The following is a 14924-nucleotide window of genomic DNA, read 5'->3' on the forward strand; positions in this document are numbered from 1 at the left end:
CGTCAACAATGCCGACAGGTTTTGTTGCAGCAATCGACTCGACTACGAAGAGTGACCGATTTTTCGGCATCTGTGAGTCAGCTCACGAAATTTCAGCTCAGCCGCGCCGGCCGCCAGCGCACCATCGGCCCGGGGCGCCGGACGACGACCCGCTCGGGGACGGTCAGCCGGTTCGGCCGGAGGCGCTCGGCTGCCGCGTACGCCTCGGCGGACAACGTCCGGGCCGCCTCGGTGGCCAGTTCCGCCGCCCGCCACAGGTCACGCTCCCGTTGGGCGGCCGACCGGTAGGCGGCCAGGCGGTTGTCGCGTACCACCCGGGCCAGGATCACCTCCTGCTCGGCGGGGTGACGTCGGGGATCCCAACCGGCGCGGGCGGCCAGCACGTCGCTGAGTTGCCGGGCGGTCAGGTCGCCGCGCCAGTGGGCCGCCATCGCGGCACGGCGTAGCCAGCGCTCGCGGGCCGCGTACTCGGCGGGGGTTCGGGGGGTACGCGGGGTCGGCAGTCCGGTGACAGCGGCCAGTCGACGGGCCGCGGCCTCCGCCTCGTCGTACGCGGCCCAGGCCCGGTCCAGTTCCGTCTGGGCGATCCGCCACGCGGCACGTCGCCGGTCGGCGTTCTGCGCCGCGCCGGCTGCCGCCACGGCCACCTCCCCGGCATACCGGCGCAGGTCGGCCTCCTCGATAGCGGCGCGGGTCGCGTCCTGGTCGTCGGGTTGCTCCACCGGCCCGGTCGGCTCGGGGCGCGCGACCAGCACGGTGAGTACGCCCAGTGCGATCACCAGCAGGACCGACCAGATGGCGGCGGCGCGTGGCACCTCAATCAGGAACTGGTACAGAACGGTCTTCTCCATGTCAGCACCTCGGGGAGATCGGTACGACGCCGGTGGCCGTACCGGCAGCGGATCGTGATGGTGAGCCTCGACGCCGACGTGGGCGGCACGGGCTGGTGGGCTCGGCGCGGGCGCGGGCACCCTGCTGTCGGCGAGGGTTCGCGGTGCGGCGCCGGGCGGACGCGACGGGTAGGTCGCGCGGGTCAGGCGTGCGGTGGAGCGCGGGCGACCCGCACGTCAACGGCGCGGGTGATCGGCTCCGGGGTGACGGGGGCGGCGACGCCACCGAGCGCCGCCAGCCCGGGTCGCCCGGAGGCGGTCGCCGGTTGGGCTGCGGATGCCCCGGTCAGGTCGGTGACGTCACCGGAGTCGCGCACGGCCTCCGTCTCGAGACCGACCAGGTCGAGGTCGGCAGCCAGGTCGGGGCAGGTGCACGTCGACGGTGCGGCGGCCTGGACCAGCGGTGGGGGCGCGGCGGCGAGTCGGTCGACCGGGGTCACCTCGCCGGGCAGCGCCCAGGTGCCGAGGGTGAAGGCGGCGGCGACCACGAAGCCGGCCAGCAGTCGCGCTGCCCAGCGCGCCAACCACCACAGAGGACGGGAGGCGGCGACGGGAAGCACGTCGCAACGCTACCGCCACGACCGGCGGAACGCATCAGCCACCGGGCGTGTCGTGCCGCCCGGCGCGTCGGCGACCGGACGGATAATCGCAGTTCAGGGTACCTCTGGCTGACTGTCCTTACTGGACCGGACGGATGCCGTACCGCCGCTTGGTGTCCGCTGGCGGGGCAGCCCGTCGGCGGCCGGTCCCCCGGTCTCCGCGACTCGCGTCGCACCGCCGGGCAGGTCCGATCGCGACGGTCCGGCCGGGGCCAGGCGACGCATCATCGGCTGTTCCACGTACCGGTGCAGCAGGGCGGCCAACCCCAGGGTGAGCAACAGGAAGCCGATCACCGCGAGCGGCCCCCACCACCCGGACAGGCCGGTGCCCCAGTCACCGGTCAACCGCAGGATCGTCATGATCACGAAGACGTGGACCAGGTAGAAGGCGAACGAGACCTCGCCGAGCCAGACCATCGCGCGGGAACGCAGCGGCGACCACCGCCCGCGCACGTCCGCGTCGGCCGCCGCGGTGATGACCAGGACGTACGCCGCCGACAGCAGCGCCGCCCAGAGTTCGGCCCGGATCCACTGGGCGGCCGCCACCCAGGTCACGACGAAGATCAGGCTGGCCACGGGCAACCGTGGACCCCGCCAGCGACCCCGCAGCATCAGCTCGGCCGCGGCCACACCCATCCAGAACTCCAGCGAGCGGACCAGCGGGAAGACCTGGGTGAACCACCAGCGGTCCGGCTCCGGCACCAACACCTGCCCGGGCCAGAGCGCCAGGATCAGCAGCGGTACCGCAATCACCACCGCCCACAGCATCCACGGTCGGGCTCGCCGCACCGCCGGCAGCACCAGGGGTAGGCACAGGTAGAAGAACATCTCGCAGGACAGTGACCAACTGACGTTGTTGATGCTGTAGAAGTGGCCGGGGCGGGGATCCCAGGCCTGGACCAGGAAGAGGTTCTCCAGCGCCGCCACCGGGTTGATCGGGTCGGCGAACCAGAGCATCGCCAGCATGGCCAGCACCCACAGCACCAGATGGTTCGGGTAGATCTTGGCGAACCGACGCCGCCAGAACCGGCGCCGGGAGGCACCGGGACGTGCGGACCAGACCAGCACGAAGCCGCTGAGGATGAAGAAGAACTGCACCCCGGACAGGCCCAGGGTGAAGACCTTGCCCATCACCGCCTGCGGGCCGGGGTCGGCCATGATGCGCATGGTGCCGGCGTGGAACCCGAAGACCAACATCGCGGCGACCCACCGCAGACCGGTCAGCGACGGCAGGAGGCTCGTCGGCCCACGTCCGATTCCGGGGGTACGCCCTTCGACGGTGGCGGTAGCGCTGGTCATCCGGGCACCCTATCCATTGGCCCGTTTCCACCTGGAACGCGTGGCCCGTCCCCACGTCGACAGCCAGCCAACCCTCCCAGACAGTACAAAAACCCCGAAACGCATCGAACCTCTCGGAACCATCACCAGGTGTCATCTGCCGGCCGAGTGGCCTACTATTCCCAGACCCGAAGGGGACGCCACCCCGTTCCCGGTCGACGGGCGTGGGCGGACACACCGATGAGAGGGGCAGACCCAGCAATGCACCAGCGGATCCTTATGCGAGCCCGCAAGGAGCCCTTCGAAGTCAACTCCCCGGAGGAGACGTTCGAACGGAACCTGATCGGTGACAACGTGGGCAACCTCGTGTTCAGCCACGCCGCGCACAAGCTGCTGGGCGCGCCCGGCGTCGAGATCACCTCGAACAGGTTCGTCGTCAACCCACGCGCTGCGGATCGGATCAACGAAGAGTACGACGTCTTCGTCGTACCGCTGGCCAACGCGTTCCGACGCAGCTACGCCCACCGGGTCGACGCGATGACCAACCTCATCGAGCGGTTGAAGATCCCCGTGGTGGTGCTCGGCGTCGGGGTGCAGACCAACGTCGACGCCGACCGGGAGTACCTGCGGCCGATCGACGAGTCGGTGACCCGCTTCTGCCGGGCCGTGCTCGATCGTTCGCACAGCATCGGCGTACGCGGTGAGATCACCGCGAACTACCTGCGTACGCTCGGTTTCTCCGCAGTCGACGAGATCGGCTGCCCGTCGATGTTCCTGCACGGCGACACCCTTCCGGTGGAGAAGCGCAAGACCACGCTCGGCACCGACGACCGGATCGCGTTGACCGTCTCGCCGTACGTGAAGTCGATGGCGAAGATCATCCAGTCGCACCAGCAGCGCTACCCCAATCTGCGCTACATCCCGCAGGACCTGAAGACCCTGGGCACCCTGCTCTACGGCGACGCGCCGGAGGACCGGGGCAAGAGCAGCCAGATCCCGCTGCACACCTCGCATCCGCTGTTCACCGAGGACAAGGTGCGGATGTTCGTCGACCCGTGGACGTGGATCGACTACCTGACCGGGTTCGACTTCAACTTCGGCACCCGCATCCACGGCACCATCGTCTCGTTGCTGGCCGGTACGCCCGGATACCTGTTCGCCCACGACTCCCGCACCCTGGAACTGGCCCGGTACTTCGAGATCCCGCACCGGGTCATGCGGGACGTGCCGAAGGACGTCGACGCCGCCCAGTTGTACGACGAGGCCGACTACTCCGGCATGATCAACGGGCACAAGGCGCGGTTCGAGACCATGCTCGCCTTCCTCGCCAAGCACGATCTGCCCAACGCCTTCGCCGACGCGGACAGCCCGGCGGCGTTCGACGCCCAGGTCCGCGCGACGACGTTCCCGCCGGCCGTACGCCCAGCGCTGGCCACCTCGCCGGAGGTACTGCTGCAACGGATCCAGTGGCTCCACGACCGGGAGGCCGAACTCCGCGAGCAGCTTCAGCAGCGCCCGGACCGGTTCCGCACCCGGATCAAGAAGGCCGTCCCCGCACCGGTACGCCGCATCCTCAACCGCTGACCCGGTTCAGGTGGTCGTGGCCGCGCGGGCAGGCGACGCACCGCGCGGCCGACGGCGGCGGTCCACGCCTCCGACTCGCACGGGTGTTCGAATGACCTGTTAGGCTGCGGTCATGTCGCAGACCGCGTACCAGCCGTCGATGCTGGAGGTCACCGACGCGGCGCCCGCCCTCGGCCCGTTGGCCGGGCAACCGCGCCGGCATCCACTGAGCCGAGGCGCCTGGGTGGATCACCTACCCGGCTGGGTGCACGGCTCCGACCAGGTGCTCGACGTGCTGCTGCGCGAGGTGCCGTGGCGGGCCGAACGCCGCACCATGTACGACGCCGAGGTCGACGTGCCCCGTCTGCTCTGCTGGTACGGCGCCGGCCGACCGCTACCGCACCCGGTGCTGACCGCCGCCCGCGCGGCACTGTCCCGCCACTACGCCGACGAGCTGGGCGAACCCTTCGTCACCGCGGGCATGTGCCTCTACCGCGACGGCCGCGACAGCGTCGCCTGGCACGGCGACACCCTCGGGCGCTCCGCCCACACCGACACCATGGTCGCGATCGTCTCCTTCGGCTCGCCCCGTCAGCTGCTGCTGCGCCCACGCGGCGGCGGGACCAGCCTGCGTTTCCCGCTGGGCCACGGCGACCTGGTGGTGATGGGCGGCTCCTGCCAGCGCACCTGGGAACATGCCGTACCCAAGACCGCCCGCGCCGTCGGCCCCAGGGTCAGCGTCCAGTTCCGCCCGGCCGGCGTCGCCTGAGGAGTCCCCGGCCTCGACCGGGGACTCCGACCTTGACTCAGGCGTCCGCTCAGAACTGCGCGAAGAACCGCCAGACCTCGCCCTTGGTCCAGGTCCTGGCGCCACTGTCGCCGCCGCCGTCAACCGGACCAGGGGTGTGGCCACCGTCGAACGCGCCCCACTGCACCGGATAGCCGGCGCGGCACCCCGAGTAGGCGGTGGTGATGTGCGTCCGGCTGCCCGCACCCGGCTCCGGTGGGTTCTGCGGCGTGCAGCCGTTGTTGCGGACGAACCGGTCGCGCAGCGACCGCCCGCTGGCGATGTTGTCGGAGATGCCATGGATGCCGAAGTAGGCGACCGGCTCGGTACCGCCACTGCACCCGCTGAGTTCGCGGGGAGCACCGTAGACCGCGACAGCCCGGAAGACGTTCGCGCGGGCACAGGCGAGCGCATAGCTCATGGCTCCGCCGTAGCTGAACCCGAGGGCGAAGCGCTGGGCCGGGTTGACGCACAGGTCGCTCTCGATCCGACGGATCATGTCGTCGACGAAGGTGACGTCCTCACCACCGGAATTGGCCCAACCGTTGCCGAGCCCCTGGGGTGCGACCAGGATGGCGCTGTTGTTCGACTGCTCCTGCTGGCCGTAGTAGGACCAGGCGGCTCCGTCGGCGCCGCCGTAGGCGACATCACCGGCGGTGCCACCCAACCAGTGGAACGCGAACATCAACCGGTAGCGGGTGTTGTTGTTGTAGTTGGCCGGCAACCGCAGGATGAACTGGCGGCTCTTACCGCTGCTCTGGATGGTGTGCGAACCGTTGCCCAACGTCGGCGTCCGGCCGCACCCCGCCCCCGGCTCACCGGTCGGTGGCGGCGACGTGGGGCCGCCTCCTCCGTCGACCCGGACGAGCTGCCACTGCTGGTTGGCACCGTTCCAGTCGGCGTACTGCACGATGTTCGCGCCGTCATTGGTGGCCGCGCCCTGCACCTCGACGACCTTGCCGCTGTGCCGGCTGACCAACCGCACATGACCGCCGTCCGAGTCGGCCAACCGGAACTGCTGATTCGCACCGTTGTGGTCAGACCACTGCACAATCGCAGCACCATCAGCCGTCGAGACGTTCGACACGTCCAGCACCTTGCCCGAGTGCCGCGACTTCACCCGGTACCAGCCACCACCGGAATCCACGAACTGCCACTGCTGGTTCCCACCATCGTTACGCGTCCACTGACTGATCCGCGCACCGTCGTTGGTAGCCAGACCGTACACGTCCAACGCCTTGCCACTGTTGCGATTCACCAGCACATACCAGGCGTTCGTGTCCACCGTCGCCGCCGCCGCAGGCGCCGCGTTCACCGTCACCAGGCCACCGGCCACCAGGACCACGGCAGCAGCCGCAGCCAACCCCGACCGCCAACGACGTCTGGATGGGGAGGTGGGACGAACCTCACCAATCATTGATCCACTCCTTCGACTAGGACCACGCGCGGCTGGAGAGGACACGCGTTGTCGCAGGCACCGACGTCGTGGATGGTGGTGTCGACACGTCGGGCCATCAGCGAGCAAGGCTCAACGTATCGTCGTAATACGTCACACGTCAATGACGGTTGTCGATGGAGTGTCTGCTGTCTACTCCCGGTCGATCTGGTGACCCACCACGGCCGGTCCGAGCATGACGGCGAAGCCGGAACCGTCCCGACGCGGATCGGCCGCCGGTAGCTCCACCGCCTCGCCGTTCGCCGTCGACCCCACCGGCCGGGGACCGACCCAACCGACCACCACGTCGGTCTCGCCCTTGAGGAACCGATGGGCACGCACCCCGCCGGTCGCCCGTCCCTTCGCCGGGTACGCCGACAGCGGCGTCACCTTGACCGTCGCGCCGGTCGACGTGACCACCATCGGCTCGCCGTGCTCCGGATCGTCGGTGCGGACCGCGCCGAAGAACACCACCCGCGCACCCGACGGCAGGGAGATCCCGGCCATCCCTCCGCCGCGCAGCCCCTGCGGCCGAATCGTCCCGGCGGGGAACCGCAGCAACGAGGCCGCACTGGTCAGGAAGGCGAGGGTCTCCGCACCGTCGACCAGCCAGGTCGCCCCGACCACCTCGTCACCGTCGCGCAGCCCGATCACCTCGAACTCGTCGGACCGCACCGGCCAGTCCGGGGCACACACCTTCACCACACCCTGCCGGGTGCCGAGCGCCAGCCCCGGCGACCCCTCGGCGGACGCCCCCAGCGGCGCCAGGCCGACCACGGTCTCCCCCGGATCCAGCGGCACCAACTCGGCGGCCGACATCCCACCGCGCAACGACACCGTGCCGGCCTGCTCCGGCAGCACCGGCAGCGGCAGCACGTCCACCTTGAACGCCCGACCGGCACTGGTCACCAGCAACACCCGGCCCCGGGCGGTGGAGTGCACCACGGCGCGTACCGCGTCGTGCTTGACCCGGCCGTGCCGGCGCCGCCCCTCGGCGGCCTCCTCCGACTCGGCCGCGGTGCGGGCCACCAGACCGGTGGCCGACAGGATCACCTGGCACGGATCGTCGGCCACCTCAAGCGGACCGGCCGGCGCGGACGCGGCCAGCACCTCCTTCAGATCACCGTCGATCAACGTCGTACGCCGAGGCACGGCGAACTGCTTGACCACGGCGGCCAACTCGTCCGAGACGACCTTCTTCAGCACGTTCTCGTCATCCAGGATGGTCGACAGCTCGGCGATCTCCCCACGGAGCTTCTGCTGCTCGGCCTCCAGCTCCAGCCGGTCGTACTTCGTCAACCGGCGCAGCGGAGTGTCCAGGATGTAGTTCGCCTGGATCTCGGAGAGCTTGAACTGGCGCATCAGGCCGCTCCGGGCGGCCTGGGCGTCCTCGCTGCCCCGGATCAGCTTCACCACCTTGTCGATGTCGAGCAGGGCGATCAGCAGACCGTCGACCAGGTGCAGCCGCTCCTCCCGCTTACGTCTGCGGTACGCGCTGCGCCGGGTCACCACCTCGTAGCGGTGGGCCAGGAACACCTCCAGCAGCTCCTTGAGCCCGAGGGTGCGCGGCTGCCCGTCGACCAGCACCAGGTTGTTGACGCCGAAGGACTGCTCCAGCGGGGTCAACCGGTAGAGGTCGGCGAGCAGGGCCTGCGGGTTCACGCCGACCTTGCACTCGATGACCAGCCGGGTGCCGCTCTCGCGGTCGGTCAGGTCCTTGACGTCGGAGATCCCGGTGAGCCGCTTGGTCTTGGTCACCTCGTTCGTGATCGCGGAGATGACCTTCTCCGCGCCGACGCCGTACGGCAGCTCGACCACCGTGATGGCCTGCCGTCCCCGGCTGCCCTCCAGCGGGCCGATCTCCACCTTGCCGCGCATCCGCACCACGCCACGGCCGGTCTCGTACGCCCGGCGCACCTCGTCGAGGCCGAGCAGCAGGCCGCCGGTGGGCAGGTCGGGACCGGGCACGAACTCCATCAGCTTGTCGAGGGTGGCGTTCGGGTGCCGGATCAGCCACCGGGCGGCCGACACGACCTCGCCGAGGTTGTGCGGGATCATGTTGGTCGCCATCCCGACCGCGATCCCGGAGGCGCCGTTGACCAGCAGGTTCGGGAAGGCCGCCGGCAGCACGGTGGGCTGGGTCAGCGAGCCGTCGTAGTTGGGCTCGACGTCGACGGTCTCCTCGCCCAACTCGCCGACGAGCAGCATCGCCTCCCGCGACATCCGAGCCTCGGTGTATCGCGCCGCTGCCGGTCCATCGTCTGGACTTCCAAAATTCCCATGCCCGTCGATGAGTGGGACGTTCAACGAGAAGTCCTGCGCCATCCGGACCATCGCGTCGTAGATCGCGCTGTCGCCGTGCGGGTGGTAGCGACCCATCACGTCGCCGACGACCCGGGCCGACTTGACGTACGCCCGGTCGGGCCGGAAACCGGCCTCGTGCATCGAGTAGAGGATGCGCCGATGCACCGGCTTGAGGCCGTCGCGCGCGTCGGGCAACGCCCGGGAATGGATGACCGAGAAGGCATACTCCAGGTAGGAGTCGGACACCTCGGTGGTCAGCGGGTTGTCGATGATCCGCGCGCCGGCCCGGTCGAACGCGGAATGGTCGACCTTCGTCTCCTTGCGGCGTGCCATGGCTCAGCTTTCCTTCCGAAAGGCCCGATGGTCAGGCGTCGATGGCGTCACGGTCGACCCGGTCGGCGGAGTCGATCAGCCACTTCCGGCGCGGCTCGACCTTCTCCCCCATCAACAGCTCGAGGATCCGCTCGGCGGCGTCGACGTCGTCCAGGGTGATCCGGCGTACCGCACGGGTGGCCGGGTTCATGGTGGTCTCCCACAGCTCCTCGGCGTCCATCTCACCGAGACCCTTGAACCGGGGCACCGGGGTGACGATCTGCTTGCCGGCCTTCTCCAACCGGCGCACCGTCGACTCCATCTCCGCCTGGGTGTAGGTGTAGACGGTCTCCGGGTTGCGCCCCTTGGTCGTGATCTTGTGCAGGGGCGGCATGGCGGCGTAGAGCCGACCGGCCTCGATCAACGGTCGCATGTAGCGGGCGAAGAGCGTGATCAGCAGCGTACGGATGTGCGCCCCGTCGACGTCGGCGTCGGCCATGATGAGCACCCGGCCGTAGCGCAGCGCCGACAGGTCGAAGGTGCGCCCGGAGCCGGCCCCGAGCACCTGCACGATCGCCGCGCACTCGGCGTTGTCGAGCACCTGCTGAAGGTTGGCCTTCTGCACGTTGAGGATCTTGCCGCGAATCGGCAGGAGCGCCTGGAACTCGGCGGAACGGGCGAGTCGGCCGGTGCCGAGGGCGCTGTCGCCCTCCACGATGAACAGCTCACTGCGATCGATGCCGGTGGCGCGGCAGTCGACGAGCTTGGCGGGCATGGCCGCGCCTTCGAGGGCGGTCTTGCGGCGGGCCGCGTCCTTCTGCTGCTTCTGGGTCAGGCGTACGCGGGACGCGTCGACGATCTTCTGGAGGACGGTGCGGGCCTCGGTGCGCGTCTTCCGGTCGTCGAGCCAGGACTTGACGTGCTGCTCCACCAGCCCCTGCACGACCTTGGTGATGCCGGCGGTGGAGAGTTCGTCCTTGGTCTGCGAGGTGAACTGCGGCTCGGGCACCCGGACGTGCACCACCGCCGTCATGCCCTCCAGGACGTCGTCCAGCGTGGGCGCCTCCTCCTTGGCCTTGAGCAGGCCACGGGCGTTGCGGACGGCGTCGGCGAGGGTCCGCGCGAGGGCCCGCTCGAACCCCTTGCGGTGGGTGCCGCCGTGGGCGTTGCGGATGGTGTTGGTGAAGCACTCCACGGTGCGTTCGTAGCCGGTGCCCCAGCGGAAGGCGATCTCGACCTCGGCGCGGCGCTGCACGTTGGACTGCATGACACCGTTGGCGTCGGCGGCGTTCTCGCGGTACGTCCCCTCACCGGTGACCAGGAGAGTGCCGGAGACGGGCCGGTCGCCGGCCGGGGCGAGGAACTCCACCATGTCGGTGAGCCCGTTGGGGTAGTGGAAGCGCTCCTCGGTGGGCTCCTGCGCGGTGTGATCGCGCAACGTGTAGCTGACGCCGGGGACCAGGAAGGCGGTGTGACGCAGCTTGGCCCGTACCGCGTGGTGGTCGAGCGCGGCCCCGGTCTCGAAGTAGCGGGGGTCGTGCCAGTAGCGGATGGAGGTGCCGGTGCGCTGGCCGCGCTTCATGGCGCGGACGACCTGGAGCCCGGGGCCGGGGGTGAACGGCGCGTCCGGACCGTCGCCGTCGAAGACGCCGGGCACGCCGTGCTGGAACGACATGGCGTGCACCTTGCCGCCCCGGCGCACGGTGACGTCGAAGCGGCGGGACAGGGCGTTGACCGCGGAGGCGCCGACGCCGTGCAGGCCACCCGAGGTCTTGTAGCCGGAGCCGCCGAACTTGCCTCCGGCGTGCAGACGGGTGAGCACCAGCTCGACTCCGGAGATGCCGGAACGCGCGTGCACGTCGGTGGGGATGCCTCGGCCGTCGTCGTCGACCTGCACCGACCCGTCGGCGTGCAGGATCACCTCGATGGTGGTGGCGTGGCCGGCGACACCCTCGTCGGTGGAGTTGTCGAGGATCTCGTTGACGAGGTGGCCCACGCCACGGCTGTCGGTGGAGCCGATGTACATGCCGGGCCGCTTGCGGACAGCGTCCAGCCCCTCAAGGTGGGTGAGGTCGTCGGCCCCGTACAGGGTGTCAGGCTCTGCGGTCAACTGGTCGTACTCCCCGGTCTTGGCGATGTGCTCCCCGCGCCGGCCGCCAGCTCGACGACGGCACCGTGGGCGGTCACCCGGCGCAGGCACGGCCGCAGCGAGCGTAGCCGTACGTCCCGACAACCTGTGCAGGACACCCGCCGGCACGCCGTGCGCTGCCACTGGCGGGCCTTGCTGCGGGTCAACGTCCCGGTCGCCGACCTTATGCCCTGGTGGTCGGAGCCGGGATGCCCGGCCGGTCGGAGCCGGGCCGACGGCGGAGCGTCTCCTGACCCTGCAGGCCCACCTCACACATGTTTCCCACTGTTGACGTGCGTCACACGTGCGTGATGTCATCACCGCACCAGAGGATCTTTCATATTTCCATGAACGGATGGGGATGCCCATGTCCGCGTTGCGTCGTACCGCCGCCGCGATGGCCCTGGCCGTCGCGGCGACGACTCTCACCACCGCCGTCGCGGCCCCCGCCGCCTCGGCCGCAGCACCCACCGCAGCCGTGGCCCTCGGCGACAGCTTCATCAGCGGCGAGGGCGCCGGCGCCTACCAGCCGGTGGTCGACGCGACCGGCGTCGCGCGCGGTTTCCCGGGCTGGACGGCGCCCAACAGCGACGCCTTCTTCTGCCACCGCTCGGCCAACGCCTCGCTGCACAAGGCGACGCTGCCCGGCATCCAGGACCGGTTCAACCTGGCCTGCTCCGGTGGTCAGCCGCGCGATGTCGCCGCCGCCTCGTCGGCCCGACCGAACGGCCGCCAGGTCGCCTCCCAGCTCGACCAGCTCCGCACGGTCGCCCAGACTCACGACATCGACCTGGTGCTGGTCGGGCTCGGCTCGAACAACAGCTCGTTCACCTTCGGCGGGGTCGCCGAGAAGTGCGCCAACCGGTTCATCGCCGACGCCTGGACCGGCTGGTGGGAGTTCTGGGCGTACCTGAACGGGCCGGTGGAGCAGAAGCCGTGCACCGACGCCGACCTGGCCACGGCGGCCCAGGTCAGCGCCGCGACCGCGGAGACCACCGCGGCCGTACGCCAGATCCTGACCACCCTGCGGGAGGTGGACGCCGACGGTCAGCACCGGGTGGTGTTGCAGGACTACACCAACCCGCTGCCGCTGGACCTGGCCCCGACCTACCACTCCGAGGACAGCCGGGACGACACCCGGGACAAGTTCCGCGCGCTGGGTGCCGAGCGGTACGCCGCCGGTTGCCCGATCCACCGGGCGAGCCTGGCTCCCGGTCACCGGTTCTCGCAGAGCCTCGGCAGCATCGTCCGCTCCGTCCGGGACACCCTGGCTGCCGAGTTCCCCAACGCCGACCTGGTCTACCTCAACGTGCAGCGGGCCTTCGACGGCGCGCGACTCTGCGAGAACGCGAACAGCCCGACCGGCACGCTGGCCACCCCGATCCGGCTGATGGACAACCCGCCGAACGGCAACTTCGTGACCAGCCTCTCCGGCAAGGACAAGATCGCTATTCAGCGGATCGCGAACACCTGCGTGAGCTACTTCCAGACCTGCCAGGAGTCGTGGCACCCGAACGCCGCCGGGCACCAGGTGCTGGGCCAGTGCCTCTCCGGCGCGGCCAGCACCACGGCCCGTTCGGTCGCCTGCGTACGTTCCTCGAACGGCGCGATCAGCGTCTCCTGACCGGCTCGGTCAGCTGTTCCCACCGGCTCGGACGCCGCTCGGACCTCGACTGGTCCGGGCGGCGTCCGTCGTTGTCGACGCGGGACCGAGGGCGAGCAGCACCGGCCCGACCGGCCCGTCGACCAACTGGCCGAGGCTCACCCCGTCGAGGACGGCGAGGAACGCCTCCTGCGCCCGCCGCAGTTCCCCGCGCAGCCGGCAGGCCGCTCGCAGCGAACAGGCCGACGCGTCGCAGTCGACCACCTCGCCCTCGCCCTCGAACGCCCGGACCACCTGCCCGACGGTGTACGCCGGGGCCTCCTCGGCGAGGGCCACCCCGCCGGAGCGGCCCCGGATGGTCACCAGTACGCCGAGGCGCTGGAGCCGCTGCACCACCTTCGCCACGTGGTTGCGCGGCAGCGTCAGGCGGTCGGCCAGCTCGTCCACCGTCGTCCGACGGCCGGTGGCCGCGACGTGCATGGCGATCCGCAGCGCCATGTCGGTGGACCGATTGAGCTTCACGTTTCGACCCTAGTGCGGGGCAGCCGGTCCGGTGCCGTACGGACCGGTGCGCCCGGCTGGCCGCGATGTCCGGTGTGACCTGTACGACCGGCCATCCGGGACCTTCGACCCTAAAACCGGTATCTGTGATTCCTGTTTTGTGGAGGTGCCCGAGCGGTCGAACCAGAAGGAGAACAATCGTGCTCACGCAGCCCTCAGCAGTGCTGGTGACGGCGACCCTGCCCGCCGTGCGGGCGCACGGCGAGGCCATCACGCGACGGTTCTACCAGCGGATGTTCGAGGCCCATCCGGAACTGCTCGACCTGTTCAACCGGGGCAACCAGGCCAACGGCGCACAGCAGGCGGCGCTGGCCGCCGCCGTGGTCGCGTACGCCGAGCACCTGACCGGCGCCAGCACGGTGCCCTGGGGACCGGTGCTGGACCGCATCGCCCACAAGCACGCGTCGCTGGGCATCACGCCGGCCCAGTACACCATCGTGGGCCGCCACCTGCTCGCCGCCGTCGGTGAGGTGCTCGGCGAGGCGGTGACGCCACCGGTCGCCGCCGCCTGGGACGAGGTCTACTGGCTGCTCGCCTGCGAGTTGGTGGCCCGGGAGGCCCGGCTGTACGCCGCCGCCGGGCTGGCGGAGGGCGAGTCGGTGTGGCGGTCGTGGCGGGTGACGGAGCGTCGGCAGGAGACCAGCGAGGTGGTGTCGTTCACCCTCGCGCCCGCCGACGGCACCCCGGCGCCCACCTTCGTGCCCGGCCAGTACACCTCGGTCGCCGTGGACCTCGACGGCGGTCGCGGCCAGCAGATCCGGCAGTACAGCCTGACCGGCCGTCCCGGCGCGGCCGACTGGCGGATCGCCGTCAAGCGGGTACGCGGCGGCGACGGGGCCCCCGACGGTCTGGTCTCCACCTTCCTGCACGAGCGGGTGGCCGTCGGTGACACGCTGCGGCTCAGCCCACCCTTCGGCGAGGTCAGCGCGGTCGCCGGAGACGGCCCGCTGGTGCTGGTGAGCGCCGGTATCGGACTGACTCCGGCGATGGCCGCGTTGGAGCACCTGGCGGTGGCCGCGCCCCGCCGGCCGGTGGTGCTGGTGCACGCCGACCGGGCGGGCGCGACCCACGCCCTGCGCGGTGACCTGCCGCGCCTGCACGCCGCGCTGCCGAACCTGCACACCCGGCTGTGGTACGAGGACCCCACCGACGCCACGCCGCCCGTGCAGACCGCCACGGTGAGCGGCGGTCTGGTCGATCCCGAGTTGATCCCGCTCTCCCCCGACGCTCACGTGCACCTGTGCGGACCGCTGCCGTTCATGAACGCGGTCCGGGGTGGCCTGCTGCGTCGCGGCGTACCGGTGGAGCGGATCGCCTACGAGGTGTTCGGTCCCGGCATGTTGCGCGGCGAGCCGGCCTGATCGCGCACCGCCCCGGCGGCCAGCCGCGCCCGTGTCACGGGTCGGCCCGCCGGGGCGGCCCCCCGGCGCTACCTACCGCTCGGTAACATGGTCGGGTGACCGC

The 14924-nt window shown here is 70.6% G+C and carries 11 protein-coding genes; 4 read left to right on the forward strand and 7 right to left on the reverse strand.

The window, feature by feature from the left end; translation table 11 throughout:
• Positions 1–92: 92 nt before the first annotated feature.
• The 3 genes from ACLQ2S_RS21320 to ACLQ2S_RS21330 all read right to left on the reverse strand — a co-directional run bounded on the left by ACLQ2S_RS21320 (position 93) and on the right by ACLQ2S_RS21330 (position 2788).
• Positions 93–851 carry a hypothetical protein gene (locus ACLQ2S_RS21320; protein WP_155221602.1) on the reverse strand — a complete coding sequence of 253 codons (759 nt, stop codon included), beginning with the start codon at positions 849–851 and terminating at the stop codon, positions 93–95.
• Between the two features lie 182 nt (positions 852–1033).
• Positions 1034–1450, reverse strand: a complete 417-nt coding sequence (locus tag ACLQ2S_RS21325) for a hypothetical protein (protein ID WP_155221603.1) — start codon at positions 1448–1450, stop codon at positions 1034–1036.
• Between the two features lie 93 nt (positions 1451–1543).
• Positions 1544–2788 carry an acyltransferase family protein gene (locus tag ACLQ2S_RS21330; RefSeq protein WP_425702447.1) on the reverse strand — a complete coding sequence of 415 codons (1245 nt, stop codon included), beginning with the start codon at positions 2786–2788 and terminating at the stop codon, positions 1544–1546.
• Between the two features lie 240 nt (positions 2789–3028).
• On the opposite strand from ACLQ2S_RS21330, the gene ACLQ2S_RS21335 reads away from it, so the two are divergent.
• Together ACLQ2S_RS21335 and ACLQ2S_RS21340 are read left to right on the forward strand one after the other, a co-directional pair.
• Entirely contained in the window at positions 3029–4351 is a 1323-nt protein-coding gene (locus ACLQ2S_RS21335; protein WP_425702449.1) for a polysaccharide pyruvyl transferase family protein, read from the forward strand.
• 112 nt (positions 4352–4463) lie between these two features.
• Positions 4464–5099, forward strand: coding sequence for an alpha-ketoglutarate-dependent dioxygenase AlkB (locus tag ACLQ2S_RS21340; protein WP_155221606.1), 636 nt, complete (start codon positions 4464–4466; stop codon positions 5097–5099).
• A 49-nt stretch (positions 5100–5148) separates the two neighbouring features.
• On the opposite strand, the gene ACLQ2S_RS21345 is transcribed toward ACLQ2S_RS21340, so the two are convergent.
• From ACLQ2S_RS21345 to ACLQ2S_RS21355, 3 genes are all read right to left on the reverse strand, one after another.
• Positions 5149–6534, reverse strand: coding sequence for an RICIN domain-containing protein (locus ACLQ2S_RS21345; RefSeq protein WP_425702451.1), 1386 nt, complete (start codon positions 6532–6534; stop codon positions 5149–5151).
• A gap of 171 nt (positions 6535–6705) precedes the next feature.
• The gene (locus ACLQ2S_RS21350) at positions 6706–9189 is read right to left on the reverse strand and encodes a DNA gyrase/topoisomerase IV subunit A (RefSeq protein ID WP_155221618.1); all 2484 of its coding nucleotides are present in this window, start codon (positions 9187–9189) and stop codon (positions 6706–6708) included.
• A gap of 31 nt (positions 9190–9220) precedes the next feature.
• Entirely contained in the window at positions 9221–11305 is a 2085-nt protein-coding gene (locus tag ACLQ2S_RS21355) for a DNA gyrase/topoisomerase IV subunit B (protein ID WP_425702507.1), read from the reverse strand.
• 358 nt (positions 11306–11663) lie between these two features.
• On the opposite strand from ACLQ2S_RS21355, the gene ACLQ2S_RS21360 reads away from it, so the two are divergent.
• Complete coding sequence (locus tag ACLQ2S_RS21360; protein ID WP_425702509.1) at positions 11664–12920, forward strand: hypothetical protein; 1257 nt, start codon at positions 11664–11666, stop codon at positions 12918–12920.
• Positions 12921–12929: 9 nt separating this feature from the next.
• On the opposite strand, the gene ACLQ2S_RS21365 is transcribed toward ACLQ2S_RS21360, so the two are convergent.
• On the reverse strand, positions 12930–13421 hold the full coding sequence (locus ACLQ2S_RS21365; protein WP_309223792.1) for an RrF2 family transcriptional regulator: 492 nt from the start codon (positions 13419–13421) through the stop codon (positions 12930–12932).
• A gap of 179 nt (positions 13422–13600) precedes the next feature.
• Between ACLQ2S_RS21365 and ACLQ2S_RS21370 the strand changes: the two genes are divergently transcribed.
• On the forward strand, positions 13601–14821 hold the full coding sequence (locus ACLQ2S_RS21370) for a globin domain-containing protein (protein WP_425702454.1): 1221 nt from the start codon (positions 13601–13603) through the stop codon (positions 14819–14821).
• Positions 14822–14924: the final 103 nt, after the last annotated feature.

It is taken from the genome of Micromonospora sp. DT48 (assembly GCF_049844495.1).
Taxonomy (GTDB): Bacteria; Actinomycetota; Actinomycetes; order Mycobacteriales; family Micromonosporaceae; genus Micromonospora.